26 protein-coding genes and 1 pseudogene are annotated in these 26231 nt (G+C 71.3%); 19 read left to right on the top strand and 8 right to left on the bottom strand.

What is annotated here, in order from left to right; translation table 11 throughout:
* Nucleotides 1–18 precede the first annotated feature (18 nt).
* From CFK39_RS12320 to CFK39_RS12300, 5 genes are all read right to left on the bottom strand, one after another.
* Nucleotides 19–873: a metallophosphoesterase gene (locus CFK39_RS12320; protein WP_089066431.1), complete on the bottom strand. Its 855-nt coding sequence runs from the start codon at nt 871–873 to the stop codon at nt 19–21.
* Nucleotides 873–1244 carry a molybdenum cofactor biosynthesis protein MoaE gene (locus CFK39_RS12315; protein ID WP_420836223.1) on the bottom strand — a complete coding sequence of 124 codons (372 nt, stop codon included), beginning with the start codon at nt 1242–1244 and terminating at the stop codon, nt 873–875. Before CFK39_RS12315 ends, CFK39_RS12320 begins: the two co-directional genes overlap by 1 nt.
* 188 nt (nt 1245–1432) lie before the next feature.
* Nucleotides 1433–1981 carry a MogA/MoaB family molybdenum cofactor biosynthesis protein gene (locus CFK39_RS12310; protein ID WP_089065709.1) on the bottom strand — a complete coding sequence of 183 codons (549 nt, stop codon included), beginning with the start codon at nt 1979–1981 and terminating at the stop codon, nt 1433–1435.
* A complete protein-coding gene (gene moaC, locus CFK39_RS12305) occupies nt 1978–2499 on the bottom strand; it encodes a cyclic pyranopterin monophosphate synthase MoaC (RefSeq protein ID WP_089065708.1) in 522 nt (173 codons plus the stop codon). Before moaC ends, CFK39_RS12310 begins: the two co-directional genes overlap by 4 nt.
* Complete coding sequence (locus CFK39_RS12300; RefSeq protein WP_245822557.1) at nt 2496–3986, bottom strand: molybdopterin molybdotransferase MoeA; 1491 nt, start codon at nt 3984–3986, stop codon at nt 2496–2498. Before CFK39_RS12300 ends, moaC begins: the two co-directional genes overlap by 4 nt.
* Here CFK39_RS12300 and moaA point away from each other — a divergent pair.
* Together moaA and CFK39_RS12290 are read left to right on the top strand one after the other, a co-directional pair.
* On the top strand, nt 3970–5070 hold the full coding sequence (moaA, locus tag CFK39_RS12295) for a GTP 3',8-cyclase MoaA (RefSeq protein ID WP_089065707.1): 1101 nt from the start codon (nt 3970–3972) through the stop codon (nt 5068–5070). The genes CFK39_RS12300 and moaA overlap by 17 nt on opposite strands.
* Nucleotides 5071–5081: 11 nt before the next feature.
* Nucleotides 5082–5387: a MoaD/ThiS family protein gene (locus tag CFK39_RS12290; RefSeq protein WP_089065706.1), complete on the top strand. Its 306-nt coding sequence runs from the start codon at nt 5082–5084 to the stop codon at nt 5385–5387.
* A 28-nt stretch (nt 5388–5415) separates the two neighbouring features.
* On the opposite strand, the gene CFK39_RS12285 is transcribed toward CFK39_RS12290, so the two are convergent.
* Nucleotides 5416–6501 carry a ThiF family adenylyltransferase gene (locus CFK39_RS12285; protein WP_157697163.1) on the bottom strand — a complete coding sequence of 362 codons (1086 nt, stop codon included), beginning with the start codon at nt 6499–6501 and terminating at the stop codon, nt 5416–5418.
* 438 nt (nt 6502–6939) lie between these two features.
* On the opposite strand from CFK39_RS12285, the gene CFK39_RS12280 reads away from it, so the two are divergent.
* The 4 genes from CFK39_RS12280 to CFK39_RS12265 all read left to right on the top strand — a co-directional run bounded on the left by CFK39_RS12280 (nt 6940) and on the right by CFK39_RS12265 (nt 12839).
* Nucleotides 6940–7929: an ABC transporter permease gene (locus CFK39_RS12280; RefSeq protein WP_089065704.1), complete on the top strand. Its 990-nt coding sequence runs from the start codon at nt 6940–6942 to the stop codon at nt 7927–7929.
* A gap of 1 nt (nt 7930) precedes the next feature.
* A complete protein-coding gene (locus CFK39_RS12275; protein ID WP_245822555.1) occupies nt 7931–8929 on the top strand; it encodes an ABC transporter permease in 999 nt (332 codons plus the stop codon).
* Complete coding sequence (locus CFK39_RS12270) at nt 8922–11018, top strand: ABC transporter ATP-binding protein (protein ID WP_089065703.1); 2097 nt, start codon at nt 8922–8924, stop codon at nt 11016–11018. Before CFK39_RS12275 ends, CFK39_RS12270 begins: the two co-directional genes overlap by 8 nt.
* A 102-nt stretch (nt 11019–11120) precedes the next feature.
* Nucleotides 11121–12839 (top strand): ABC transporter family substrate-binding protein, encoded by a 1719-nt coding sequence (locus CFK39_RS12265; RefSeq protein WP_089065702.1) that lies wholly within the window; start codon nt 11121–11123, stop codon nt 12837–12839.
* Nucleotides 12840–12891: 52 nt separating this feature from the next.
* Here the strand turns inward: CFK39_RS12265 and CFK39_RS12260 are convergent, their stop codons facing one another.
* Together CFK39_RS12260 and CFK39_RS12255 are read right to left on the bottom strand one after the other, a co-directional pair.
* Nucleotides 12892–13569: a PH domain-containing protein gene (locus CFK39_RS12260; RefSeq protein ID WP_089065701.1), complete on the bottom strand. Its 678-nt coding sequence runs from the start codon at nt 13567–13569 to the stop codon at nt 12892–12894.
* A gap of 60 nt (nt 13570–13629) precedes the next feature.
* Nucleotides 13630–14841: a molybdopterin molybdotransferase MoeA gene (locus CFK39_RS12255; protein ID WP_089065700.1), complete on the bottom strand. Its 1212-nt coding sequence runs from the start codon at nt 14839–14841 to the stop codon at nt 13630–13632.
* Between the two features lie 83 nt (nt 14842–14924).
* Here CFK39_RS12255 and CFK39_RS12250 point away from each other — a divergent pair, with 83 nt between their 5' ends.
* The 13 genes and pseudogenes from CFK39_RS12250 (at nt 14925) to CFK39_RS12190 (ending at nt 26163) form a co-directional block, all read left to right on the top strand.
* Complete coding sequence (locus CFK39_RS12250; RefSeq protein ID WP_089065699.1) at nt 14925–15911, top strand: NADP-dependent oxidoreductase; 987 nt, start codon at nt 14925–14927, stop codon at nt 15909–15911.
* Between the two features lie 64 nt (nt 15912–15975).
* Nucleotides 15976–17259, top strand: a complete 1284-nt coding sequence (locus tag CFK39_RS12245; RefSeq protein ID WP_089066429.1) for a class I SAM-dependent methyltransferase — start codon at nt 15976–15978, stop codon at nt 17257–17259.
* Nucleotides 17256–18014, top strand: coding sequence for a DUF4129 domain-containing protein (locus tag CFK39_RS12240; protein ID WP_089065698.1), 759 nt, complete (start codon nt 17256–17258; stop codon nt 18012–18014). Before CFK39_RS12245 ends, CFK39_RS12240 begins: the two co-directional genes overlap by 4 nt.
* Nucleotides 18011–18517: a hypothetical protein gene (locus CFK39_RS12235; RefSeq protein ID WP_089065697.1), complete on the top strand. Its 507-nt coding sequence runs from the start codon at nt 18011–18013 to the stop codon at nt 18515–18517. The genes CFK39_RS12240 and CFK39_RS12235 overlap by 4 nt, the downstream gene beginning before the upstream one ends.
* On the top strand, nt 18514–19524 hold the full coding sequence (locus tag CFK39_RS12230; protein ID WP_157697162.1) for an AAA family ATPase: 1011 nt from the start codon (nt 18514–18516) through the stop codon (nt 19522–19524). The genes CFK39_RS12235 and CFK39_RS12230 overlap by 4 nt, the downstream gene beginning before the upstream one ends.
* Nucleotides 19521–20858: a DUF58 domain-containing protein gene (locus CFK39_RS12225; protein WP_089065696.1), complete on the top strand. Its 1338-nt coding sequence runs from the start codon at nt 19521–19523 to the stop codon at nt 20856–20858. Before CFK39_RS12230 ends, CFK39_RS12225 begins: the two co-directional genes overlap by 4 nt.
* The gene (locus CFK39_RS12220; protein ID WP_089065695.1) at nt 20858–21409 is read left to right on the top strand and encodes a hypothetical protein; all 552 of its coding nucleotides are present in this window, start codon (nt 20858–20860) and stop codon (nt 21407–21409) included. Before CFK39_RS12225 ends, CFK39_RS12220 begins: the two co-directional genes overlap by 1 nt.
* A 372-nt stretch (nt 21410–21781) precedes the next feature.
* A complete protein-coding gene (locus CFK39_RS12215) occupies nt 21782–21961 on the top strand; it encodes a hypothetical protein (protein ID WP_089065694.1) in 180 nt (59 codons plus the stop codon).
* Nucleotides 21962–22080: 119 nt separating this feature from the next.
* Nucleotides 22081–22443, top strand: coding sequence for a peroxiredoxin (locus tag CFK39_RS12210; protein ID WP_245822552.1), 363 nt, complete (start codon nt 22081–22083; stop codon nt 22441–22443).
* Nucleotides 22444–22674: 231 nt separating this feature from the next.
* Nucleotides 22675–23172 carry a 2-oxo-4-hydroxy-4-carboxy-5-ureidoimidazoline decarboxylase gene (gene uraD / locus CFK39_RS12205; protein ID WP_089065693.1) on the top strand — a complete coding sequence of 166 codons (498 nt, stop codon included), beginning with the start codon at nt 22675–22677 and terminating at the stop codon, nt 23170–23172.
* A pseudogene (gene uraH, locus CFK39_RS12200) lies at nt 23169–23494 on the top strand (hydroxyisourate hydrolase). Before uraD ends, uraH begins: the two are co-directional and overlap by 4 nt.
* Nucleotides 23495–23550: 56 nt before the next feature.
* Nucleotides 23551–24477, top strand: coding sequence for a factor-independent urate hydroxylase (gene pucL, locus CFK39_RS12195; RefSeq protein WP_089065692.1), 927 nt, complete (start codon nt 23551–23553; stop codon nt 24475–24477).
* 75 nt (nt 24478–24552) lie between these two features.
* Nucleotides 24553–26163, top strand: a complete 1611-nt coding sequence (locus CFK39_RS12190; RefSeq protein WP_089065691.1) for a nucleobase:cation symporter-2 family protein — start codon at nt 24553–24555, stop codon at nt 26161–26163.
* The last annotated feature ends 68 nt before the right edge of the window (nt 26164–26231 follow it).

The raw sequence follows: 26231 nt of genomic DNA, 5'->3' as shown, positions 1-26231 counted from the left end.
GCGAGGGCGGCCCTCCGGTCACCGACCCGCGGCCGCCACGATCCGCGCGACCTCCTCGGGGCTCAAGCGGTACACCGGCCGTTCCACGTCCTCGAGCGCGTCGCCCCGGTTCGGATGCACCGCGCTGATCACCTGCGGGAGCCCCTGCCCCAGCTCGATCAGGCTCGCTCCGGACAGCGCCAGCGCCTGCTCATGGCCGCCGGCAGCGAAAGGGTCGACAACATTGGTGACACCGGGGGCGACGTGGACCGGGATCCCGGCGATCGACCCGGTCATCGCATGATGGTAATGACCGGCCAGCACGATCCGCACGTCCGAGCCCTCCAGGACCGCGCCCAGCTCCGCCAGGTCGTCGAGGTCCAGAGCACGCAGCAGCGCCGTCGCGGCGACCAGCGGCGGGTGATGGAGCGCGAGCACCGTCCCGGCCGGCGCAGGCTCGGCCAGCACGGTGGCCAGCCAGTGCAGCTGGGCCGCCTCGAGATGCCCGTACCCGGCACCGGGGACGCTGGAGTCCAGCAGCACCAGCCGCCCCCCTCCCGGCAGCGGCACCACGCGATCCTGCCGTTCGGCCACCCGCTGGCCGGGGGTGACGCTCTCCCCATAGACGACGGAGACGTCGTGATTGCCCATCGCCACCGCGAGCGGCGCCTGGACCGAGGCCGCGAAGGGATCGAGGATCTCGTGCAGCCGGTGGTAGCTCTCGGCGGTGCCGTCCTCGGAGGCATCCCCGGTGTGGACCACGGCGTCGATATCGCCCAGCCCCTCGAGCCTCTCCAGCAGGCCGCGCAGGGCGGCCTCCGTGTCGATGCGTCCGTAGTGGCGGGCGGCGGGGTCGCCGTAGAGGTGGGTGTCGCTCAGGTGGAGGATGCGCATCAGCCCAGCGCCCCCACCCATTCGGCCGCACCGTCGTCGAAGATCTGATGCTTCCAGATCGGCACCCGCTGCTTGACGGTGTCGACCAGGTCGTCGCAGGCGGCGAAGGCCTGCTTGCGGTGCGGCGCGGCGACGGCGCACACCAGGGCCGAGTCCCCGATCACGAGGGGGCCGTGGCGGTGGGCGACGGCGACCAGGGTGTCCGGATAGCGTGCGGCGATCTCGCGGGCGACCTCGGCGATGACCGTCCCCGCACTGGGGTGCGCGGAGTACTCCAGCCGATCCACCCCGCGCCCGCCGTCGTGATCGCGCACCACGCCGTCGAAGGTGACCACCGCGCCGCAGCGAGGATCGGTGACCGCGGAGATCATCCGGTCCACAGCCAGCGGCTCCTCACTGATCTCGCCGCACCGGGTGCGTTCGGCGGCATCGCCCATCGTGGGGTCCCCCGCGATGCGCAGGTCCTCGCCACCGGACCCGAAGGGGGTGGCGCCGCGGGTCGGGTCGAGCTGCACCCGCTCGCCGCTGCCCGCTCCGGCGGCGGTTGTTCTGTTGCTCGTCATGCGTGGTCTCCTCCGTCGCGCTGTTCCAGCAGATGGTCGAGGATCGGGTCGAGCACGGCGATGCCGTCCTCCACCCCGCCGCGGGAGCCGGGCAGGTTGACCACGAAGCTGCGCCCTGCCATCCCGGCGAGTCCACGGCTGAGCAGGGCGGTCGCGATCTTCTCGGCCCCGCGGCGACGCACCGCCTCCAGGATCCCGGGCATCTCCCGGTCGATCAGCGGCGCGGTCTGCTCGGGGGTGACGTCGGTGGGGCTGATGCCGGTGCCTCCGGAGGTGACCACGATGTCGATGCCCTCCCCGAGCGCGACGGCGAGCGCCTGCCCGACCTCCGGGCCGTCGCTGACCACCCGCTTGTCGACGGCGTCGAGGCCGCGCGCCTGCAGCCACTGCACCAGGCGAGGTCCGGTGCGGTCCTCATAGCTGCCGTCGGCGGCGCGGGTGGAGGCGATGATGACCCTGGCGGTGCCGCGCAGAGCGGGGATCTCCGCCGGGTCCTCGCGCACGGTGCAGTCGGCGTCGGTGCGTCGGGCCGGGACGTGCTTCATCCTCGCTCCTCTCCGGCTCCCGCCGGGGCCGGCGTATGCGCCTGGGCGCTGGCGCGGGTCCAGTCCCCGCTGCGGCCGCCGGACTTCGTCAGCACCTGCACGCCCTCGATGGTCGCGAGGTGATCGACCGCTTTGATCATGTCGTACACGGTCAGTGCGGCGACGGTCGCGGCGGTCAGTGCTTCCATCTCGACACCGGTGACGCCTTTGGTGCGCACCCGCGCGGTGATCTCCACGCGGTCCTCGCGGGGCAGCAGATCCAGTTCGACGCCGGACAGCGGCAGCGGATGGCACAGCGGGATCAGCTCAGGGGTGCGCTTGGCCCCCATGATGCCCGCGATCCGGGCGGTGGCCAGGGCCTCGCCCTTGGGCAGGTCGCCGCTGGCGATGCGGCCGACGACGTCGGGCCGGGTGCGCAGCACCGCACGGGCGCTCGCCTCGCGGGAGGTGAGCGCCTTCTCGGTCACGTCGACCATGTGGGCGGAGCCGTCGGCCCGCACGTGGGACAGATCGTTCATGAGTCTCCTCCAGGGATCAGCAGGGTCTCGAGCTCGTCGCCGTCACGGACGACGGCGGTGCCCCGCGGCACCAGGACCAGGGCGTCGGCGGTGGCATATCCGCCGAGCAGGTGCGAGGAGGCGCCGCCCACCAGTCGTACCTGCCCCGACGGGAGCACCCGGGCTCGACGGTACTGGTCCAGGCCCGGCGGTGAGGGCTCCTCGGCCGCGAGCCGGATCGGCAGGCGCAGCCGCCGACGGGCCGGGGCACCGAGGGCGGGCCGGGCGATCAGCTCGCAGCTGAGCAGCGCGGAGACGGGGTTCCCGGGGAAGGCCAGCCAGGGGACACGGCGGCCCTCGACCTCGAGGGTGCCGATGCCCTGAGGGCCGCCGGGCTGCATCGCGACCGTCGGGAAGGCGAGAGCGACCCCGTCGTGCCCGGCCGCGTGGCGGACCACCTCGACCGCCCCCATGCTCACTCCGCCGCTGGTGACCACGAGGTCGGCGTCGTGGCTGAGGACCTGCGCGCGCAGGTGCTCCAGCAGCGTCGCCGCATCATCGGGCACGGCGCCGGTGTGCACCACCTCTGCGCCGGCTTCGGCGAGGGCCGCGGTGAGCCCCGGGCCGTTGGCGTCGAACAGGGCCCCGGGGCCGGGAGCACCGCCCCCGGCGGAGCGGACCTCGGAGCCGGTGGACAGCACGATCGTGCGCACCGGCGCCCGCACCTGAAGGTCGCGGACCCCGCAGGCGGCGAGGTGGGCGATCCGCGGCGGGGTGAGCAGACGTCCCTCGCGGAGCACGGTGTCACCGCGACGGGTGTCCGAGCCGCGGGCGCGCACGAAGCGGCCGGGCTCGGCAGAGGTGGGGACGAGGGTGACGGCGGTGTCCGCCGCGGCCGCGGGTGTGAACCGGCCCCGGGCGCTCTCCTCGACGGGGATCACCAGATCGGCGCCGTCGGGGATCGGCGCGCCGGTCATGATCGGGCGCGCGGTGCCGGGCTCCAGGGTGCCGGGGGCATCGCCGGCGGCGATCATCGGTCCCAGCGGCAGGGTCACGCCCTCGCCGGCGGCGGCCAGGTCGGCGGCGGCCAGCGCGAAGCCGTCCATCTGCGAGTTGTCATGGCCGGGGACGTCGACGCGGGAGCGCAGCTCGACCAGGGCGATGCGCCCGACCGCGCTCCCCCGAGCGGGAGCACCTCGGTCCCCCGCACGGCCCCCAGCAGGGCGACGGCGTCCGCCACGTGGTCCGCCAGGGGGATCCGCTGGTCCTCCGACATCGCATGCTCTTTCCTGTCGCCGGGCTGGGCTGATCCGCGCCACGGGTGATGCTCCCGTCGGCGCCCTCCCAGTATGGCGTGCCCCGTCCGCCCGGCGGTGCTGACGGTCCGGGGCGCCGGAGCGGGTCCTCGGTCCCCACCACCGAGCAGCTCTCCCCCGTATGCTGGATACCCACCCCGGCCCCGGCCGGGCCACACCGGAAGCAGGTGAGCAGATGGCTTCGCGCCGCATCTCGCTGGGGATGCCGACGCCGCGCAGGACCGACGAGACGGCCGCGTCCCTCCCGGACACCTCCGATCGTCCCGACACCCCTGCCCTCGCGGATCGCTTCGGCCGGGAGGCGACCGACCTGCGGCTCTCGCTGACCGATTTCTGCAACCTGCGCTGCACCTACTGCATGCCCGCCTCGGGGATGACGTTCCTGAAGAAGGATCAGCTGCTGAGCGTGGACGAGGTGGTGCGCCTGGTGCGCATCGGCGTGGAGCATCTGGGCATCGAGCAGGTCCGGTTCACCGGCGGCGAGCCGCTGACCCGCCCCGACCTCGAGGAGATCATCGCCGGGGTCGCAGCGCTCGAGCAGCGCCCGGACATCTCTTTGACCACGAACGCGATCGGTCTCGACCACCGCGCCGCAACGCTGCGCGCTGCGGGCCTGGACCGGATCAACGTCTCGCTGGATTCGGTGGTCTCGGAGACCTTCGAGCGTCTCAGCCGACGTCCCCTGCTGCACCGGGTGCTGGCGGGCATCGACGGCGCGCGCGAGGCCGGGCTGTCACCGATCAAGATCAACGCCGTGCTGCTGCCCGGGGTCAATGACCATGAGCTGCCGGACCTGCTGGACTGGTGCCTGGAGCGTGAGCTCCAGCTGCGAGTGATCGAGCAGATGCCGCTGGATGCGGACCACATCTGGGATCGCGGCGCGATGATCACCGCCGGGGACGTCCACTCGATGCTCGCCGACCGCTTCACCCTCTCCCCCGTCGCCGAGGCCCGCAACGGCGCGCCCGCGGAGCTGTTCGAGGTGGCCGACCGTGCCGGCGGGCGCCACCGCGGGCGGGTCGGGATCATCGCGTCGGTGACCCGTCCGTTCTGCGCCGACTGCCGCCGCACCCGACTCACGGCCGAGGGCCGCGTGCGCACCTGCCTGTTCTCCCGCGAGGAGACGGACCTGCTCGGCGCGCTGCGCTCGGGCGGCGATGACGAGGCGATCGCCGAGATCTGGCGCGCGGCCCAGTGGGGGAAGAAGGCCGGCCACGGCATGGACCGCGAGGACTTCGTACAGCCGGAGCGCCCCATGAGCGCGATCGGCGGCTGAGAGGGAGAGAGATGACCAGCATCGATCCGACGACCACCGGGACGGTCCCCGCGACCGACCCCGGCACCGCCGCACCGCGCATCTCCGTGCGCCTGTTCGCGGGAGCCGCGGCCGAATTCGGGGCCGATGCGGTCTCGCTGCAGGCGAGCACGCTCGGGGAGGCGATCGAAGCGCTGCAGGTGGATGCCTCCGCCGCGGCGGCGCGGGTGATCGACCGCTCGAGCTTCCTGCTCAACGCGGTGGCCTGCACCGACCGCGAGCAGAGCCTCGCAGACGGCGACCGCTTGGATGTGCTGCCGCCCTTCGCGGGCGGCTGAGCCTCCCCGCTGCTGCCGCCGACGACGCTCAGCGCGGCGGCGCCGCGAGCTCCGTGCCCTCCACGGCGCCGAAGCCGCCGCGCAGCGAGCGCACCCGGATCCCCTGCGCGGCGAGGCTGCGCTGGACGCTCCCCGACCGGGAGCCGGCCGCGCAGTACAGCACGGCACCCTCCAGAGCGCGGCCGGGATCCGCCGGCGGGGCGGACCCGGCCAGTGCGAGCACGGCCCCCATCGGCAGGTGCTCCGCGCCGCGGATCATGCCTGCGGACAGTTCATGCTCCTCGCGGATGTCGATCACCCGCACCCCGTCCTCCAGCAGCGAGGGCAGCTCGGAGACGGTCACCTCGTCCAGGGCCGGACCGGTCGGTCCGGGCAGCCCGCAGGTGGCCATCACGTCCTCGATCGCCTCGACCGGGAGGCGATGGGGGTCCCGCGCCAGCGGCAGCTCGTCCCAGCGGGCGCGCAGCGCGTCGTAGAGGGCGAGCCGACCGAAGAGCACGTCCCCCAGGCCCGCCAGCACCTTGACCGCTTCCATGGCCATGCTGGAGCCGATCACTCCGCACAGCATCCCCAGCACCCCGGCCTCGGAGCAGCTGGGCACCTCACCGGGGCGCGGCGGCACCGGATGCACATCGCGGTAGGTCACCCCGCGCCCGCCGGCTCCCCAGAACACGCTCACCTGCCCGGCGAAGCCGAGGATGGAGCCCCACACCAGAGGGATGTCCAGCAGCTCGCAGGCATCGGAGGCCAGATAGCGGGTCGGGAAGTTGTCGGTGCCGTCGAGCACCAGATGGTGCCCGGCGAGCAGTTCGAGCGCGTTCTCGTGGGTGACCACCTCGACCACGGCGCGCACCGTGACCTCGGGGTTCAGCGCATGCAGATGGTCTGCGGCGGCCACCGCCTTGGACCGTCCCAGGTCCGCGCCGGTGAACAGCACCTGGCGGTGGAGGTTCGTGGCATCGACGGTGTCCGGATCCAGCAGGGTGATCTCCCCGATGCCGGCGGCGGCGAGATAGGTGAGCACCGGTGCACCGAGCCCGCCCGCCCCGATCACGGCGACCCGGGAGGCGGCCAGGCGGCGCTGACCGAGGGCGCCCAGCTCGGGCAGGCGCATCTGGCGGAGATAACGCTCCTGAGAGCCCGTCGCGGAGGCGGGCGCCGGGTCCGCGGCGCGCTCGCGGATATCGGGCCCGGTCGCAGTCGGCCCGTGCCCGTCGGGACCTGTCAAGCCACGCAGCACAGTCGCACCGAAAACTCCATGTCTTTCCACCATGTGATGTAGTCTCCCTCACGGCCACGCACTGGGGCGACAGGCTACCGATGGATAACAATTCGGTGATGGAGCCGTGACAGGCGCGAAGATGCGCCTCCGAGTGCCCTACAGTTCAGAAACCTGCTCTGTGATCCGCATCGCTGTGGATCGAGCACCGACAATGTGAGGATTCCCGACGATGCGATCACGTTCGTCTGCCTGGACGCGCCTGCGCCGCAGCTGCAGCGCCCGCCCGGCCTCCCGTGGGATCGTCCCGGACTCCACCCCAGGAGTCCCTGCATGACCAAGTACATCCTGCGTCGGTTCGTCAACTACCTGATCCTGACGGTCGTCGCGACCGTCTTCGCCTACATCGCCGCCAGCCTCTTCTTCTTCCCCCGTCGGCGGTACCTCGGGCTCAATCCCCCCATCCCGGAGGAGTCGATCGACGGCATCCTCAGCGCCTACGGCGTCAACGACAAGGACCCGGTCCTGCTGCGCACCTGGTGGTGGATCGAGCGCGTGATCTTCGAGCCGCTCTCCCAGAAGCTGGGCCAGGACCTCAACGGCGACTGGGTGGTCAACGAGATCTTCAGCCGCGCCGGTCTGAGCCTGCGCCTGCTGCTGCTGGGCTCCCTGCTGGCGGCGATCCTCGGTGTCACCCTCGGAGTCTGGGGCGCGGTGCGCCAGTACAAGGCGTCCGACCAGATCACCTCCTACCTCTCGTTCATCCTCATCTCGACCCCGACCTTCGTCGGCGGCGTGATCCTGATGATCCTGGCGACCAAGTTCAACAACCTGATCGGCGTCCAGGCGATCCGCTTCACCGGTCCCTACACGGCGGGCACCGAGGGATTCTTCCCGCAGGTGTGGGACGGGTTCGTGCACCTGCTGCTGCCCACGATCGCCCTGATGCTGTTCGGAGCCGCCGGGTACTCCCGCTACCAGCGCTCCCTGATGCTCGACGTGCTGGGCAGCGACTTCATCCGCACCGCCCGCGCCAAGGGCGCGACCCGGAACCATGCGCTGATCAAGCACGGCGTGCGGGTGGCGCTGATCCCGATGTCCACCTACTTCGCCTACAGCTTCGGAACCCTGGTGGCCGGCTCGGCCTTCCTCGAGATCATCTTCTCGTGGGACGGCATGGGCAAGTACGGCATCGTCGCCGTGCAGACCTCCGACGTCAACGCGCTGGCCGGCAATGTCTGCTTCACCGCAGTGCTGCTGCTGCTCAGCTCGACCCTGTCCGAAGTGCTCTATGCGGCACTCGACCCGAGAGTGAGGGTCTGACATGTCGATGAATGCTCAGCAGCCTGCCGATCACAGCGCCGATCTCGCCCAGGACATCGAACCCACCGCCGCCATGACGGAGAAGAGGGCCACCCCGCATCGCCCGATCTCCCGCGGCCGTCTGGTGTGGCGTCGGCTCAAGACCAAGCCGAACTTCTACATCGGCGGCGTGATCGTGGTCGTGATCGTGGCCTTCGCCCTGTTCGGCGACCTGTTCAACATCTATGCGCAGGGCCAGCAGGACAACTTCAACTTCAACTCGCCGCCGAGCGCGCAGCACTACTTCGGCACCGATGCGATCGGCGTGGATCTCTACGCCTCGATGACCTCGGCGCTGCGCAAGTCGCTGCTGATCGGCTTCCTCGCCGCCCCCACCTCGACGCTGATCGCGGCGATCATGGGATCGCTGGCCGGGTACCTCGGCGGCGTGTTCGAGATGTTCACCAACTGGCTGATCAACCTGCTGCTGGTGCTGCCGGTCTTCTACGTGCTGATGATCGTCTCGCCCGCCATCGCCGACCCCAGCAACCTGCCCGCAGCCCTCCAGTGGCTCGGATTCCTCCCCGCCTGGGGCCTGCTGGTCATCGCGATCGGTCTGTTCAGCTGGATGATCATGGCTCAGATCGTGAAGAACCAGACGAAGTCGCTGAAGGAGCGCGAGTACGTCAAGGCGGCGCGGTTCATGGGGGTGCGGACCCCGACCATCCTGCGTCGCCACATCATCCCCAACGTCGCCTCGCTGCTGATCATCGACGGCGCCCTCGGCGTCGCCATGGCGATCCTGGCGGAGACCTCGCTGTCCTTCTTCGGCCTCGGGATCCAGGCCCCGGACGTCTCCCTGGGCACGCTGCTGCAGGACGGCACCGGCGCCGCCGTGTCCCGCCCCTGGCTGTTCGTGATCCCGGCGTCCTTCCTCGTCGCCCTGCTGACCGGGGTCGCCCTCGTGGGCGACGCCCTGCGCGACGCCATCGACCCCACCAGTGAGGTGAACCGTGCCTGAGCCGCTGCTCCAGGTCAAAGATCTGACCGTCACCTTCCCCAACGCCACCGGCGGCGTGCGCGCCGTGCGCGGAGTGGACTACGCCGTGGACGAGGGCGAGTTCCTCGGCATCGTCGGCGAGTCCGGTTCCGGCAAGTCCGTCTCCTCCCTCGCGGTGATGGGCCTGCTGCCCAGCTCCGCGAAGATCGACGGCGACATCACCTTCCGCGGCGAGTCCCTGCTGGGGATGAGCGATCGTCAGCTGTCCCGACTGCGCGGCCGGGACATCGCGATGATCTTCCAGGACCCGCTCTCGGCGCTGACACCGGTCTACACCGTCGGTCAGCAGATCCAGGAGGCGCTGACCCTCCACGACACGAAGCTCGCTCCGCGCACCGCCGAGAAGCGGGCCGTGGAGCTGCTGAAGATCGTCGGGATCCCGGCCCCGGAGCGCCGGGTCAAGGCGTTCCCGCACGAGTTCTCCGGGGGCATGCGCCAGCGCGCGATGATCGCGATCGCGATCGCGAACGATCCGACGCTGATCATCGCCGACGAGCCCACCACCGCGCTGGACGTGACGATCCAGGCGCAGATCCTCGAGGTCCTGCAGAAGGCCAAGGAGGTCACCGGGGCCGCCGTTGTGCTGATCACCCACGATCTCGGCGTCGTCGCCGGCAACGTGGACCGGGTGGCCGTGATGTACGCGGGCAAGCTGGTCGAGAAGGGCCCCGTCGACGACGTCTTCCGCACGCCGCGGATGCCCTACACGATGGGCCTGCTGCGCTCGGTGCCGAACATGCTCACCGCCGGCAAGGAACGACTCGTGCCCCTCGAGGGGCGTCCGCCGGACCTCGCCGACCTGCCGCCGGGCTGCCCCTTCGCGGATCGCTGCCCCGCCGTCCAGGACCGCTGCCGCGTCACCGAGCCCACCCTGATCGCCGAGTTCGGGGACGGGCGCGAGGTCGCCTGCCACCGGGCCGACGAGATCGTCGCCGGCACCCTGAAGCCCTCGGACATCTTCCCGCGACCGCCGCATGAGGAACGTGCGCTCAAGGAGTCGGACACCCTGCACCCGGTGGTCCGGGCCACGGACCTGGTGCGTCATTTCCCGCTCTACAAGGGTGCGGTCTTCCGCCACGTGGTGGGCAGCGTGAAGGCCGTCGACGGCGTGGACTTCGAGGTCCTGCCCGGCGAGACCCTCGGGCTGGTGGGCGAGTCCGGTTCGGGCAAGTCCACCACCGCGCTCGAGATCATGGAGCTGGTCACGCCGCAGCGCGGCAGCCTGGAGGTGGACGGGAAGGACGTCGGGACGCTCTCGCGGGCCGAGCGCCTCGCGATGCGGCAGGACGTCCAGATCGTCTTCCAGGACCCGATGGCCGCGGTCGATCCGCGCATGCCGGTCGGTGACATCATCGCCGAGCCGCTGACGGTCCACCGGGTCCCCCGCGCGGAGCGGAGCCGGCGCGTGATCGAGATGCTCGAGCTGGTGGGCCTGGCACCGGAGATGACCGACCGCTACCCGCACGAGTTCTCGGGCGGCCAGCGCCAGCGCATCGGCATCGCCCGCTCGCTGATCACCAACCCGAAGGTGCTGGTGCTGGATGAGCCGGTCTCGGCACTCGACGTGTCGGTGCAGGCCGGGGTGATGAACCTGCTCCAGGATCTGCGCGACCGCCTGGGACTGTCCTACCTGTTCGTCGCCCACGACCTCGCCATCATCCGGGAGATCGCCGACAAGATCGCGGTCATGTACCTGGGGCGGATCGTCGAGTACGGCCCCGTGCAGGAGGTGTACGAGTCCCCTCGCCACCCCTACACCCGCGCCCTGATGAGCGCGGTGCCGGTACCGGATCCGGCGGTCGAGCGGGAGCGGCAGCGGATCCTGCTCACCGGTGATCTCCCCAGCCCCACCGAGGACATCCCCGGGTGCAATTTCGCCTCGCGCTGCCCCCTGTTCCGAATGCTCGACGAGGACCGCCAGGCGCGGTGCCTCGGGGAGGACCCGGTGGCTCTGCCCCATGGCGGGTCCACGGTGGCCTGCCACCACGTCGACCAGATCGGGCGCCTCGATGACATCGACATCTCCGCACTGTCCCCCACCGGCGACTGACGCCCCGCGTCCCAGCACCCCCAGACCGCAGTACCCGTCCACCACCCCACGATCCCAAGACCCTGTGCAGAGCTGCACATCTCACCAGGAAGAGAGAAACCCATGAAGATCACGAGCACTCGTCGACTTTTCCTCGCCGGAACCGGCGTGGTCGGCTCCGCCGCCGCCCTCGCCGCCTGCGGCGGCCAGGCCTCCGAGGAGGAGCAGCAGTCCAAGGCTGCCGAGGCCAATGAGAAGGCCGCTGAGGAGCAGGGGGAGCTCCCCTCCACCGGCTGGGAGCGCATGGACTACGACGAGGTCCCCGACGGCGGCACCCTGCGCAAGGCCATCCTCACCTTCCCGGCGAACTGGAACCGTTCGCAGGTCGACGGCAACAACGCCGACACCTCCGACATCGCCGATCCCTGCGGCGCCGGCGCCGAGATCATCCTGTCCGAGGAGGGCGAGAAGACGCTGAACCCGGACTACATCGAGTCCGCGGAGATGACCTCCGAGGACCCGCAGAAGGTCTCGGTGAAGTTCAACCCCAAGGGCAAGTGGGACAACGGCGACCCGATCGTGGTCGACGACCTGATCGCCCAGTGGAAGGCGCTCAACGGCACCGACGAGGACTACCTCGTGGTCTCCACCGTGGGCTGGGACCAGATCGAGTCCATCACCCAGACCGATGACGAGTTCTCCGCCGAGATCGTCTTCGCCAGCCCGTACATCGACTGGATCACCGTGCTCCACCCCGAATCGCCGGCCTCGGTGTTCGCGGATGCGGAGACCTTCAACACCGGCTTCGCCGATGGACCCACCCCGGGCAAGGGCCCGTTCAAGGTGGGCAACCTCGATGCCTCCGGCGGCGTCGTCACCCTCGAGCGCAACGAGAACTGGTGGGGTCGGGCGCCGAAGCTCGAGAGCCTCATCTTCCAGGTCGTCGACCAGACCACCCAGCCGCAGTCCTTCGCCAACGGCGAGATCGACTGGCTCGAGGTCGGCACCGGTGACGTGCTCTCGCAGGCGAAGACCCGCAAGGATGCCTCCATCCAGACCACCAACGGCCTGACCTGGACGCACCTGACGATGAACGTCAAGGGCGGCGACGGCCTGCTCGAGGACGTCAAGGTCCGCGAGGCGATGGCCCGCGCCATCGACCGCGACGCCATCGGCCGCGCCGTGGTGGGCCCGCTCGAGGCGCCGATCGTGCTGGTCAACAACTTCGTCTACATGCCCGGCCAGGACGGCTACGAGGACTCCTTCGGCGGTCTCGAGTTCGACCAGGACGCGGCGGGCAAGATCCTCGACGAGGCCGGCTGGGCGCTCGACGGGGACAAGCGGTCCAAGGACGGCAAGACGATGGACCTGAAGGTCATCATCCCGGCGGACACCAAGTCGAACTCCGATCGTGCCCGTCAGGTGCAGACCAACCTCAACGAGGTCGGCTTCAACTGCGAGCTGCAGACTGTCCCGTCCGACGGCTACTTCCCCGACTACGTCATGCCCGGCTCCTTCGACATGGTGACCTTCTCGTGGGTCGGCACGGCGTTCCCGGAGAGCTCGGCGGCGAACCTGGTCTACCCGATCGATTCCGGGCAGAACTTCACCGGCTACGCCGATGACCGCATCGGCCCGATCAACGAGAAGCTGAAGGGGGCCTTCGACGACACCGAGCGTCGCGAGCTCGCCAATGAGCTGTCGACGATCGTCGCCGAGTCCTTCGTCATCATCCCGTTCTACGCGACGCCGATCATCTTCGCGGTCAAGGAGGGCCTGGTGAACACCGGCGCCTCGCAGTTCGAGACCACGGACTGGACCCAGGTCGGGATCAAGGCCTGATCCTCTGATCGACAGGAGGGGTCGGACCGCTGCCGCGGTCCGGCCCCTCCTCTCATGCCCGGGTCATGCCCGGTCGCGCCCGTTCAGAGCATCGCCCGCGCGAGCACGAGCGCCCGAGGATCGCCACCACGGCGATCTGCAGCACGTTGGGGCGCGTGGTCATCACCTCGTCGGCGGCGTCGACCGGGGAGCTCCCCTGCCGGTCCCGACGGTCCATCCAGTCCTTCCAGCGCTGCTTGACCACGGCGGACCGGCTGCGCCGCTGATCGGCGACCAGTCGCTCCTGCGGGGTGCTGCCGCGCCCGCGCAGCCGCTGCTCGTGCATCACCACCTCGCGCCGCCAGGGCGCGTCCCGTCCCAGCGCCGGGGCGTTCCAGGCGGTGACCGTCGACGCGGCGGCGCGATCGGTCGCCACCTCGAAGCGGAGCATCGCGCCCAGGCGCACCTCCTGGATCGCGGCGAAGGGCAGGTGGTGGGTGACCAGGACGTTGCGCACCTCGACGGAGTCCTCGTGCAGCACTACCCGCGGCGCCCACAGCACCATCCACACCAGGGCGAGGAAGAGCAGCGGCGCCGGCAGCACCAGCACGCCCTGCCAGCCGGCGCGGATCACCGCATCGAGGGTGAGCCCCAGCCCCAGCACGGCGACGACCACGCAGAGGATGGTCGCCCCGTGCGGGCGCAGGTGGAGGGTGCCTCCGGGATCGGGGTCAGTGAGCGGCGCAGACATGGGTCCACGGTAATCCAGCGCAGTGATCGACGGTGAGCGCGTGGTCTCACGTCCTCGGCATCAGAGCCGCACCACCCGGGCCCAGCCGTCCTCGGTCCCGGGTGCCCCGAGCAGCACGATCGCGTCGGCCCGCCCGTAGGGCGCCAGGCGCCTCCCCGGCAGCAGGTCGACGACCTCGCGCCCGTCCTCGCCGGGGCGCAGGCGACCGGCCATCGCGTGCACCGCGCCGGGCGGTCGGCGAGCGGTGTCTGCGCTGACGTCGCCGAGGCGCACAGCGACCTCCGCGGCAGCGGCCCCGCCCAGCACGGGCCGGACGAAGAGGTGGTATCCCACCAGTGCACCGACCGGGGTGCCGGGCAGGTGCACCACCGGCACCCCGCCGTCGAGCCGGCCCCACCCCTGCGGGCCGCCGGGCCGCAGCGCGAGGTGCGCGAAGCAGGAGGTGCCGCTGCCGTGCTCGCCCAGCAGGGTCTTGACCACGTCGAACGCGCCGTGACCGATCCCGCCGGTGGTGAGCACCAGGTCGGAGTCCGCGGCGGCGCGGGAGAGCGCGGCACGCAGGCCGCTGTGGTCGTCACCGCTGTGCAGCGGGGGCAGCGCCTCGGCTCCGTCGGCGCGCAGCGCGGCGGCGAGCATGGCGCCGTTGGACTCTCGCACGCTGCCCGGTGAGTCGGCCTCCGCAGTGAGCTCGTCCCCGGTGACCACGACGCTCACTCGGCAACGACGGCGAGTGGGCAGGGCCGCCACCCCGAGGGCGCGGGCGAGGCCCACGAGGCCGGGCCCCACCCGGTCCCCGGCCGCGGCGAGCAGCTCGCCGCGGGAGACCTCCTCGCCGGGGGCGCGCACGTGCCGCTGCGCGGGAGGCCGCACATCGAGGGTGAAGGTCACCCTCGCGGGCACCGGCCCGAAGGGATCGGCGTCGCTCGCCTCGACCTCGATGACGGCATCCGCCCCGTGGGGCACAGCGGCACCAGTCATGATGCGCGCCGCGGTGCCGGGGACGAGGGCGGGCACCTCGCCGGGGCGAGCGGGCAGCTCGGCGCTCACCGGCAGGGTGGTCCGGCCGGGGGCGGTGAGGTCGTTGCGCCGCACCGCGAAACCGTCCATCGCGGCGATCGGCACCACCGGCATCGCCTCCGGGCTGCGCACCTCGGCGGCGAGGGTGCGGCCGAGAGCCTGCTGTGTGGGCACCTGCTCGAGGGCCGACGGCAGCGTGATCTCGCGGCGCAGGAGGTCCCGCCAGTGCTGGGGATCCGGGCGGGTCTCGGACATGATCCTCCTGGGTGGCGGGCCGGCGGGCTGCCCCCCATGATCCCCCATGGCCGCGATGACGGCGCGGGGTGCATCATGGAGGCATGCGAGAGATCCGTTTCGACCGCTTCGGCAGCCCCGACGTCCTCACCCTGCACACCGATGCGCCGGTGCCCGAACCGGCCCCCGACGAGGTGCTGGTGCGGGTCGCCTTCGCGGGCCTGAACCCGCTGGACTTCAAGATCCGCGACGGCTCCTCCGGGCGGGCGGAGGACCTGGAGCTCCCGGCCGGCACCGGGCGCGAGATGGCGGGCACCGTGATCGGTGCCGGTTCCGACCTGGACGAGGCGGAGCTGGGCTCCCGCGGGCTGACCGTCGGCACCCGCGTGTTCGGGATGCGCGCGCCCGGAGATGGACGGGGCGTGGCGGCCGAGGTCATCGCGATCTCGGCGGATGATCTCGCCCCGATCCCCGGGGAGATCCCGGACGAGGACCTGCCCCGCTGGGCCGGCCTGTCCCTGGTGGGGCTCACCGCGATCGCGACCGTGCGGGACACGGCCGGGATCGAGGAGGGGGAGACGGTGCTGATCCACGGCGGCGCCGGCGGCGTCGGGCAGCTGCTGATCCCGATGGTCCTGGAGGCCGGCGCGACGACGGTGCTGGCCACCGGGCGCTCGGCGAACGCGGAGCGGATCCGCGAACTGGGAGCGATCCCGATCGCCTACGACACCACCGACTGGGTCCAGGAGGTCCAGCACCTCACGGACGGCCGCGGGGTCGACGTCGTGCTGGACACCCACTACCACTCGACGTTCCTGCCCAGCCTCGACCAGCTCGCCGGGGGCGGCCGGATCGTCGCACTGCCCTCGCTCGCGGACCTCTCCCCCGCCCTGCAGCGCGGGATCGAGGCGCGGATCCCCGCGATCGTCCCGGGGCGGGATCGCCTGGACCGCCTCGCCCAGGGCATCCGCGCAGGCCGCTACCCGCTCGAGGTCTCCGAGGTGCTGCCGATGGACGAGATCGCGCAGGCGCATCATCGGCTCGCCGAGGGGCACACCCGCGGCAAGCTCGTGCTCGAGATCAGCGGCTGAGCCCCACCCGTACCCACAGCGCTGCGCGCCACCGGACAGCCGCATGGCGGGTACGCTCGTGCCCATGGTCGTGCCCCCTGTCGATGATGCCCAGGCGGCGCTCCGTGCCCTCGAACCCGTGCTGCAGCCCGCCGGCTGGGCACTGCTGAACTCCCTGCCCCCGTACCGCGAGGACGAGGCGCTGCGGCAGGCGGCGCAGCTGCGTGAGGCCGGGCACGCGCCGGAGCTGGTCTCCGCGGTGCTGACCCAGTCCCGGCTGCGCACCCGGGCCCAGGAGAAGTTCGGGGAGTTCGCGGCCACGATGCTGTTGACCCCGCACGGTCTCGAGCAGGCCACCCGACTGCCGATCGCCGCACTGCATGCCGAGCGCTTCCAGCGTGCCGGCGTGGCGAGCGTCGCAGACCTCGGCTGCGGCATCGGCGGGGACTCGATGGCGCTGGCAGGCCTCGGACTCGACGTCCAGGCCGTGGATCGCGACCCCGTGACCGTCGCCGTGGCCACCGTGAACCTCCTCCCCTTCCCCCACGCCCGTGCCCAGCTGGGGCAGGCCGAGAGCCACGACCCTCACGACACCGAGGGGATCTGGCTGGATCCTGCCCGGCGGGCTCCTGCCCGCGGCGGCACCCGACGCCTCCACGATCCCGAGGAGTACGAGCCGCCGCTGTCGACGGTGATCGACCTCGCCCGGCGTCTCGGGCGCGACGGCGGAGCCGGTCCGCTGGGGGCGAAGCTCGGCCCCGGCATCGCCCGGGATGCCCTGCCCGAGGACGTCGAAGTGCAGTGGCTGTCCTTCCACGGCCAGGTGCTCGAGGCGAGCGCCTGGTTCGGACCGCTCGCCCGGCAGGGCGTGCTCTCCTCCGCCGTGCTCGTGGATCGCCAGGGCGCCCACCGACTGGACCGCCTGGCCGGCGCCGCCGCCGATCCCGAGCCCGGACCGCTCTGCGACCACCTTTACGAGCCCGACGGCGCGGTGATCCGAGCCGGCCTCATCGGCAGCCTCGCCGAGCAGCTCGGCGCGCACACGCTGGACCCGACCATCGCCTATCTCACCAGCGACCAGCACACTGCCAGCCCTTTCACCCGCGGCTTCACGGTGCGGGACGTCATGCCCTTCGGCCTCAAGCGCCTCACCTCCTATCTGCGGGAGCACCGCCTGGGGGTGCTGGAGATCAAGAAGCGCGGCACCGCCGTCGAACCCGACGAGCTGCGCCGCAAGCTGCGCCCGCGCCGCTTCGGCGACGAGTCCGCGACGCTGATCCTCACCCGCATCGCCGGCGAGCAGTCCGTGATCGTCGCCTCCCCGCATCCGGGGCGCGCGGACTCGAACCCGAGGCAGGAGCCCGCGTGACCCGTGCCGAGCCCGACACCGGCACCGAGTCCCGGGCCGGGAGCCCCGACCGGACCACCGCGCACCGCCGGCTGGTGGTCGTGCTGCTGCTGATGGTCTCGCTCGGAGCCCTCGGACTGGTCGCGCTCGGAGCCGCCGCCGACCGCGGCCCGGGCGCGGTCTACACCGGCAAGACCGAGGGCTCGTACAACTGGGGGCCGCAGCGGGAGGACTACTCGGAACCGGACTGGTCCACCGGCGATACCCCCACCCGGCCCCCCGACCCGGAGGGATCGGGCACCGGGCTGCTCATCGCACTGATCGCCCTCGGCGTGGTCCTGCTCGTCCTCATCATCTGGGTGGCGTACCGGATACAGCGGCTCGCCCGGCCCGCTCCCGCCCTCGCGGACCTCGCCGATGAGGACGAGCTCACCACCTTCCAGGCGAAGGCCGCCCTCGAGGACGCCCGCACCAGCCTCTCCACCGTGGTGGATGCCCATGACGCGGTGATCGCGGCCTGGCTCGCGCTGGAGCGCGCGATCGCCGAGGCGGGGGTGCGCCGCGACCCCTCCCAGACCACGCTCGAGTTCGTGGTGGCGGTGCTCGGGAGGCTGGACCTCGACCGCGCCGCGCTGGACCGGCTCGCCCATCTGTACCGTCGGGCGCTGTTCGATCCCCGACAGCTGGCCGATTCAGACCGTGAGGAGGCGCTCGCGCTGCTGGACGGGCTGAGAGCGGACCTCGATGACGGCGCGGATCGGGCGGAGCCGCGATGATTCGTCCCTGGCTGCCGCTGCTGGCCAGGCTGGGGCTCGGAGTCCTGGTCTCCCTGGCCCTGTACGGCGTCTGCACCCTGTTCGGCCTGTTCCTCCCGCTGCCCGTGCTGAGCTCCCTCGGGCTGGCCGGCGGGGCGATCTGGTGGATCATCGACGTGGGCGTCGACCGCGCGGATCGGCTGGATGGGCCCGCGCTCGATCTCGACGTCGACTATGCGCTGCCCCACGCCCAGGACACCCGGGTGCGCCGTCTCGAGGACCTCGCCTACGGGGCCCAGCCCCGGCGTCGCATGACCCACCGCGGGCTGCTCCGCACGCTCGGGGAGATCGCCGATGAGCGCGGCCGCGACCCGGACGCCGAACCGCTGAGCCCCGACCTGACCCGGCTGATCGAGACTGCTCGCCAGCCCGATGCCGAGCAGCATCCCGTCGGCCCCCTGGACCGGCGGACCCTGCACCGTTGCCTGAGAGAGCTCGCCCAGCGCGAGGAGAGGGACAGATGACCCGCACCACCACGACGCCCCCCACGACCCCGATGACGGCCCAGGCCGCCACCGCTGCGGCCACCGCTGTGCTCGACGCCGTCGAGACCGCCGTGGTCGGCAAGCGCGAGCCCCTCGAGCTCGTCCTGGCCGGCATCCTCGCCGGCGGCCATGTGCTGCTCGAGGACCTTCCGGGGCTGGGCAAGACCCTGGCCGCACGCTCCTTCGCGCAGGCTCTCGGGCTTCCCTTCACGCGCGCCCAGTTCACCCCCGACCTGCTGCCCGCGGACCTCACCGGTGCAGAGGTGTACGACCAGCGCAGCGGCGAGTTCGTGTTCCGGCCCGGCCCGGTCTTCACCGGGCTGCTGCTGGCCGACGAGATCAACCGCACCCCGCCGAAGACCCAGTCCGCGCTGCTGGAGGCGATGCAGGAGCGGCAGGTCTCCGTCGAGGGCACCACCCGGGAGCTGCCCGAGCCCTTCCACGTGCTCGCCACCGCCAACCCGATCGAGCACGAGGGCACCTATCCCCTCCCCGAGGCGCAGCTGGACCGCTTCCTGCTGCGGCTGTCCTTCGGCTACCCGACCGCCCAGCAGGAATGGGACGTGGTCTCCCGCCGGATCGATCGCCGCCGGGAGGAGCAGACCGTTCCCGAGGTGCTCGGCGCCGCCGAGCTGCTCAGGGTGCAGCAGGCCGTCGAGGACGTCCACGTCGAGGACTCGGTGGGTCACTACGCGGTCGAGCTGGTCGCTGCGACCCGCGACCATCAGCACGCCCTGGTCGGCGCCTCCCCCCGCGGCACCCTCGCCCTGATCACCTGCGCGCGGGCGCTCGCGGTGATCCGCGGCCGCGCCTATGTGGTCCCCGAGGACATCAAGGCCCTGGCCCATGCGGCCCTGGACCATCGCGTCACGGTCAAGCCCGAGCTGTGGCTGCAGAATGCGACCGGGGCCGGTGTGGTCGAGGCGGTCCTGGGGAAGGTGGCCGTGCCTGCCGCGGTCGAGCCGGTCCCCCAGGGAACGGCGTGACCTCTCCGTCCCAGCAGCGGAGGGGACTGCGCACTCGGCCGACGGCGGCGCTGGTGCGCGCCGCGGTGATCGGGGGTGCCGCGCTCGCGTTCTCGCTCGCGCTGGGACGGCCGGAGCTCATCCTCGTCGGGATGCCGATGCTGGCCTGGGCGCTGGTCTCTCTGGCCCGGCGCATCCTGCACGGCGAGGAGCTCGCCGCGGCGGAGCCGCAGCTGCGCCTCGGCCGCCGCAGCATCGAGGAGGGCGGCACCGCGGCCGTCCTCGTCCGGACCGCTCCCGGGGTGCTCACCACCGCGACCCTGCCGATGCAGCCCCATGTCGACCTCGCTCCGCGTCACGGCTCCCTCACCGGGGACGGAGAGGTGCAGCTGCGGGTGAGCGCGCAGCGCTGGGGACAGGTCCGGGTGGGCCCGCTGCACGTGGTGGTGGCCGATGCGCTCGGCGCCTACCGTGCGCAGCGGACCCTGCCGCCCACCGCGGTGCAGGTGGTCCCGGCCTCGACCGTGCTCGATGCGCCGGTGGAGGTCCCCACCCCGATCGGGGTCAGCGGCGCGCACCTGTCCCGGCGACGCGGTGACGGCACCGCGCTGGCGGAGGTGAGGGCCTTCCGGCCCGGTGACCGCCTGCACCGCATCAACTGGCGCGTCTCCAGCCGCACCCGCGAGCTGCACACCAACGCGACCTTCACCGAGCAGGACACGGAGGTCCTGATCGTCACCGACACCATCGCGGATGTGGCGCCGGCGCCCTGGGCGGCGGCCGGGGACCCCACCAGCTTGGACATGACCATCCGTGCCACCGCGGCGATCGCCCGCCACTATCTCGCCGCCGGGGACCGGGTCTCGGTGTTCGATATCGGGCACCTGATCGGTCCGGTCCCGCCCGGTTCCGGACCGCGCCAGCTGCGGGTGCTCACCACGTCCCTGTCGCGGGCCAGCCGGGATGAGGGCACCCTGCGCCCGGTGCGGCGGCTGCGCTCGGTGCGGCCGGGGACCCTCACCGTGGTGTGCACGCCGCTGCTGAACCAGGATGTGATCGCTCAGATCGGGGTGCTGGTCGCCCATGGGGCCGACGTGATCGTGGTGGATACCCTGCCGCCGAGCATCGGCGATACGTCCGTGCTGCGGGGCAGGCCGCTGGCTGTCGACGGGACGATCTCCCACCGGTTCTGGCCCGAGGCCTGGGCGATGCGGCGCCTGCTGCGCGAACGGACCGTGCGGGAGCTGAGGGAGGCGGGGGTGCCGATCACCGCCTGGGCCGGCCCCTCCTCCCTCGCCCCGGTGCTGCTGTCCCTCTCGGCCGCCCGCTCGGCGCCGCGCAGGAGGAGGTCCTGATGCGCCCGAGGCAGTTCGTCGATCCACTCGCGGAGCGCCTGCTCGAGCTGCGGAAGGTGAGCGCGACGCACTGGCTGCTGTGGGCGCTCGGCGCCGGGGCCACGCTCCTCGCGCTGCTGCTCCGTCTCGATGGGATCGGTCTGCTCGCACATCTCGGGACGGTCGTGCTCGCGGCCGTGGTCGCCGCGGGACTGCTGGTCCAGTTCCGCAGCCCCGACAGCAATGTGGGTCTGCTGCCTCCCGGCGCGATCCTGCTGAGCCTGCTCGTCCAGGACGAGCTCTCGTTCCTGCGCGCCGCCGGGATCGGTATCGCGCTGCTGATCGCGCATTGCGCCTTCGCGCTGGCTGCGACCCTGCCCGTGCACGGGGTGCTCGCCGTCTCCGCCTGGCACCTGGCGCTGCGCGCGCTGCTGCCCGTGCTCGTGCTGAGCCTGCTGGGCGGGCTGATCGTGCTCGGGCTGTCCCCGCTGACCCTGGGGCCGTGGATGCTGGTCGTCGGCACCGTCGCGGCGATCACGCTGTTCCTCATCCTGCTGCCGCGCTCCCGCTGAGGCTGCGGCTTCGGCTGCGGCTGTAGCAGGGCAGGCCGCCTTCGCCCTCGGGGTGATGCGACCGGGCGGTGCGCGCGGACGCCGGCGAGCCCCAGCACCCCTCCCGCCGGCACCTCGCGCCTGCGAGCCGTGCCCGTCTCACGATCCGGGCGGGGCAGAGAATCGTGCCTCGATTCTGCCGAACGGCAGGTCGAGCGCACTCCGAGCCGGTCCGTCACCGAGCGGACCCCTTCGCGACGCAGCCCCTCCGCCGGGTCCTCTTGACGAGCGCAGTGATTTCGGCTACTTTCCATGTTGTGGAAATGTTCTTCCACTAGATGGATCCGAACCGCACCTCGCGCATCACTCGCGACTGAACCCCGGAGGCACGCCATGACCACTTCACCTCCCCAGCCGACGCCCACGACTTCGGTCCACAGCGCGCTGATCACCTGCGATCCGGACTTCGTCCTGTCCGACCGTCCATCCCGATACCGGCTCCCGATGTGGCTCATGCTGGCGGTCGCGGTGACGACCGCCTGCGCCACCGCCGCCGCATCCCGCCACGCCTGACCGAGGAGAACAACCATGACCGACCGCCTCAGCCCCGGGGACAGCGCCCCCGGCTTCACCCTCACCGACGCCCGCGGGAGAAGGTCTCCCTGGGAGACCTCCGCGGCCAGCGCTCCGTCGTGTACTTCTACCCGAAGGCCTTCACCCCCGGCTGCACCACCGAGGCCTGCGACTTCCGGGACAACGAGTCCCGCTTCGCCGAGCACGGCTACCGCATCCTGGGGATCTCCGCCGACTCCCCGGAGACCCTCCGGGACTTCGCGCGCGAGCACGACCTCTCCTTCCCGCTCCTGTCGGACCCGGGCTCCGAGACCGCGCAGGCCTGGGGCGCCTGGGGCGAGCGGACCATCAACGGCGAGACGAGCATCGGCCCCGTGCGCACCACAATCGTCCTCGAAGAGGACGGGACGGTGCTCAGCGCCGACTACGGTGTGGTGGTCCCGGACCACGTCGCCGGCCTCATCGGAGCCCTCGGCTCCTGATCCGGCAGCCTCGGGCGCGGCGCAGTCGGCACCTCGCGACGCGCCGCGCCGACGCTCTTGACAGGCCGGAGGCAACCCGCTTGAATATCCATAACGAAAATAACTTTCCACGTAGCGGAAACAGAAAGTTCGATCAGCACTCCAGCGTCGGAGCCTGATCGCCACCCGCCGCCCCTGACGACTCCACTCGGAGACCCCGTCACCGGGCCCGTCACCACGAGGAAGTGGGAGATGAACATCGACGAGTTCAACGCACTCGAGCCGGAGGCTGCGGCCGCGGTGCTCCGCCCCGCGCTCGACATCCCCCGATGGAGCGACGAGATCATCGCCGCCCGCCCCTTCGGGACTGTCGAAGAGCTGCTGGAGGCATCACGCACCGCCGCCGAGCCGCTGACCGAGACGGAGATCGATCAGGCGCTCGCCCACCATCCCCGCATCGGCGACCGCGCCGAGGGCCAGAGCGCCGAGGCCGGGCTCTCCCGGTCCGAGCAGAGTGCCATCGATCCCGACGATGCCGAGCTGCAGCGGGAGCTGCGAGCACGGAACATCGCCTACGAAGAACGCTTCGGCCGGGTCTTCCTGATCCGCGCAGCCGGCAGGAGCCCCGCACAGATCCTCGACGCGCTCGAGGAGCGGATGGCCAATCAGCCGGATCGCGAGCTCCTGGTCGTCGCCGAACAGCTCCGCCAGATCGCCACCCTCCGACTCGAAGGACTCCTGACCGCATGAGCCACCTGACCGCACACGTCCTGGACACGATGACCGGCACCCCCGCGACCGGCATCGTCCTGCACCTCGAGACCGCCGACGGCGAGCGCATCGCCTCGGCGAGAACCGATGCCGACGGCCGCGCCCGCGAGCTCGGGCCCGCGGTGCTGGATCCGGGCGAATACCGCATCACGTTCCAGACCGGGGAGTACTTCGCCGGCCGCGAGCAGGCGACGTTCTTCCCCGCGTCACCGTGGACTTCACGGTTCAGCCGGACCAGGACCACTACCACGTCCCGCTCCTGCTGAGCCCCTTCGCCTTCTCCACCTACCGGGGCAGCTGACCCACGGACCGACTGCCCCTTCCCGCACGATCCACCACTATTGAAGGAGATCTCAGATGACTGACACGATCCAGAACCGCACCACGGATGATCCCGAGACTGCCGAGATCGTCCTCGGGCCCACCCAGTACGGCAAGGCCGAGAACCACGTCGTCCGCATCGCCCGGGACACCGACCGCCACGAGATCCGGGACGTCACCGTCACCTCGCAGCTGCGCGGCGACCTCGAGGACATGCACACCAAGGGCGACAACGCCCACTGCATCCCGACCGACACCCAGAAGAACACGGTCTTCGCCTTCGCCCAGACCGAGGGGGTCAAGTCTCCCGAGCAGCTCCTGCTCGCCCTGTCGGACCACTTCACCTCCGAGTTCGCGTGGATCTCCGGCGGCCGCTGGGCCGCGGAGGAGCACGCCTGGGAGCGGATCAACGATCACGACCACTGCTTCGTCGAGTCCAAGCAGGAGAAGCGCACCGCGGTGCTGGTCACGGACGGTCAGAAGCGCACGGTCATCTCCGGCTTCTACGGCCTCACGGTCCTGAAGTCCACGCAGTCCGGATTCTCGGGATACCCGAAGGACCGCTTCACCACCCTGAAGGAGACCGATGACCGTGTCATGTCCACGGACATCGCCACGCGGTGGCGCTACAACAGCACCGATGTCGACTTCGATGCCATCTACCGCAGCGTGAAGCAGATCATGCTCGAGAAGTTCACCGATCACTACTCGCGTGCGCTCCAGGAGACCCTCCACCACATGGGCAAGGCCGTCCTCTCGGCCCACCCGGAGATCGACGAGATCAAGTTCTCCTGCCCCAACAAGCACCACTTCGTCTACGACCTGAGCTTCGCCGGCATCGAGAACAACCTCGAGACGCATTACGCGGCCGATCGTCCCTTCGGCCTCATCGAGGCCACCATCCAGCGCAAGGATGCGCCCACCGCCGAGGACGCCTGGATGGGGATCAGCGGCTTCTGCTGACCCCTCCCCCTCAGCCGGGGCCCGCCGTACGGCGCGGGCCCCGGACTGCCTCCCCCCTTACGAAGGAGTAAGAGCATGAGCGTCACCACAGAGGCCACGAGGTCCTCAGTACGCCCCGAGGACGAGAACCTCGGGATCAAGAAGAGTTTCGGCTACGGCCTGCAGCACGTCCTGACCATGTACGGCGGCATCATCGCCCCGCCGCTGATCATCGGCGGTGCGGCCGGGGTCTCGACGGAGCAGCAGGCCGTCCTGATCGCCTGCTGCCTGTTCATCGGCGGGCTGGCGACGATCCTGCAGTCCTACGGGATCCGCTTCTTCGGCTCGCAGCTGCCCCTGGTCCAGGGGACCTCCTTCGCGAGCGTCGCCACCATGACCGCCATCGTCAGCGGCCCCGGCGGCATCCAGGCCGTGTTCGGCGCGGTCATGGCCTCTGCCGCCATCGGCTTCCTCATCGCCCCGTTCTTCTCCCGGGTCATCCGGTTCTTCCCGCCGGTCGTGACCGGCGTCGTGATCGCCGCCATCGGCCTGTCGCTCTTCCCGGTCGCGGGCGGCTGGATCATGGGTAACAACTCCGAGGCGCCGGAATACGCCTCCCTGGGCAACATCGGCCTCGGGTTCGCCACGCTGCTGATCATCCTGCTGCTGTCCAAGCTGGGCAACGCCGCGATCTCCCGGCTCTCGATCCTGCTGGGCATCGTGCTGGGCACGGCGCTGGGCGCCCTCACCGGTCAGGCGGACTTCAGCAACGTCCTGGACGGCCCCTACTTCGAGCTGCCCCGCCCGTTCGCCTTCGGCCCCCCTGTCTTCGAGATCGCCTCCATCGTCTCGATGACGATCGTCGTGCTCGTGATCCTCACCGAGACCACCGCGGACATCATCGCCGTCGGCGAGATCGTGGACACCGAGGTGGACAGCAAGCGCATCGCCAACGGGCTGCGTGCGGACATGGCCGCCTCGTTCGTCTCCCCCGTGTTCAACAGCTTCACCCAGAGCGCCTTCGCCCAGAACGTCGGCCTGGTCGCGATCACCGGTGTCACCAGCCGCTTCGTGGTCACCGCCGGTGGCGGGATCCTCGTCGTCCTGGGCCTGCTCCCCGTCCTCGGGCGGCTCGTCGCCGCCATCCCCTCGCCCGTCCTCGGCGGCGCCGGGATCGTGCTCTTCGGCACCGTGGCCGTCTCGGGCATCCGCACGCTCGGGAAGGTGAACTACCAGGGCACCTCGAACATGATCATCGTCGCCGCGTCCCTCGGCGCCGGCATGCTCCCGGTCGTCAAGCCGGACATCTACGACGCCTTCCCCTCCTGGTTCCAGACCATCTTCCACTCCGGCATCAGCTCCGCCGCCGTCGTCGCGGTCCTGCTGAACCTGCTGTTCAACGAGCTGAAGGCAGGGAACCCGCCCGACGGTGAAGGATCGGTCTTCGCCCGCGCCCCCCTCCGCGGCGTCTCCTACGAGTCGCTCGAGCACCTGAACCGCCAGCTCAAGGAGGGCGACTACGTCGAGAACGGCAAGCTCGTGGACTGCAACGGCCAGGAGGTCCCGGTCATCACCGCGGAGGGCGAGATCATCGATGTCCCCATCTGCGAGATCGCCACGGATCCGCCGGCGCACCCCGACCCGGCCGAGACCGCGGTCGCGGACGATGCCGCTGTCCCCCGTGCGGGACGGCCCACGAACAGCTGATTCCTTCCCATGCGGGGCCCACCGGCGACGACCGGCGGGCCCCGCATCACGACTCCCCCGACGACGCC

The organism is Brachybacterium avium, assembly GCF_002216795.1.
GTDB lineage: Bacteria > Actinomycetota > Actinomycetes > Actinomycetales > Dermabacteraceae > Brachybacterium > Brachybacterium avium.
Note: the sequence above shows the minus strand (reverse complement) of the source record. Positions and strands in the feature narration are given on the sequence as shown.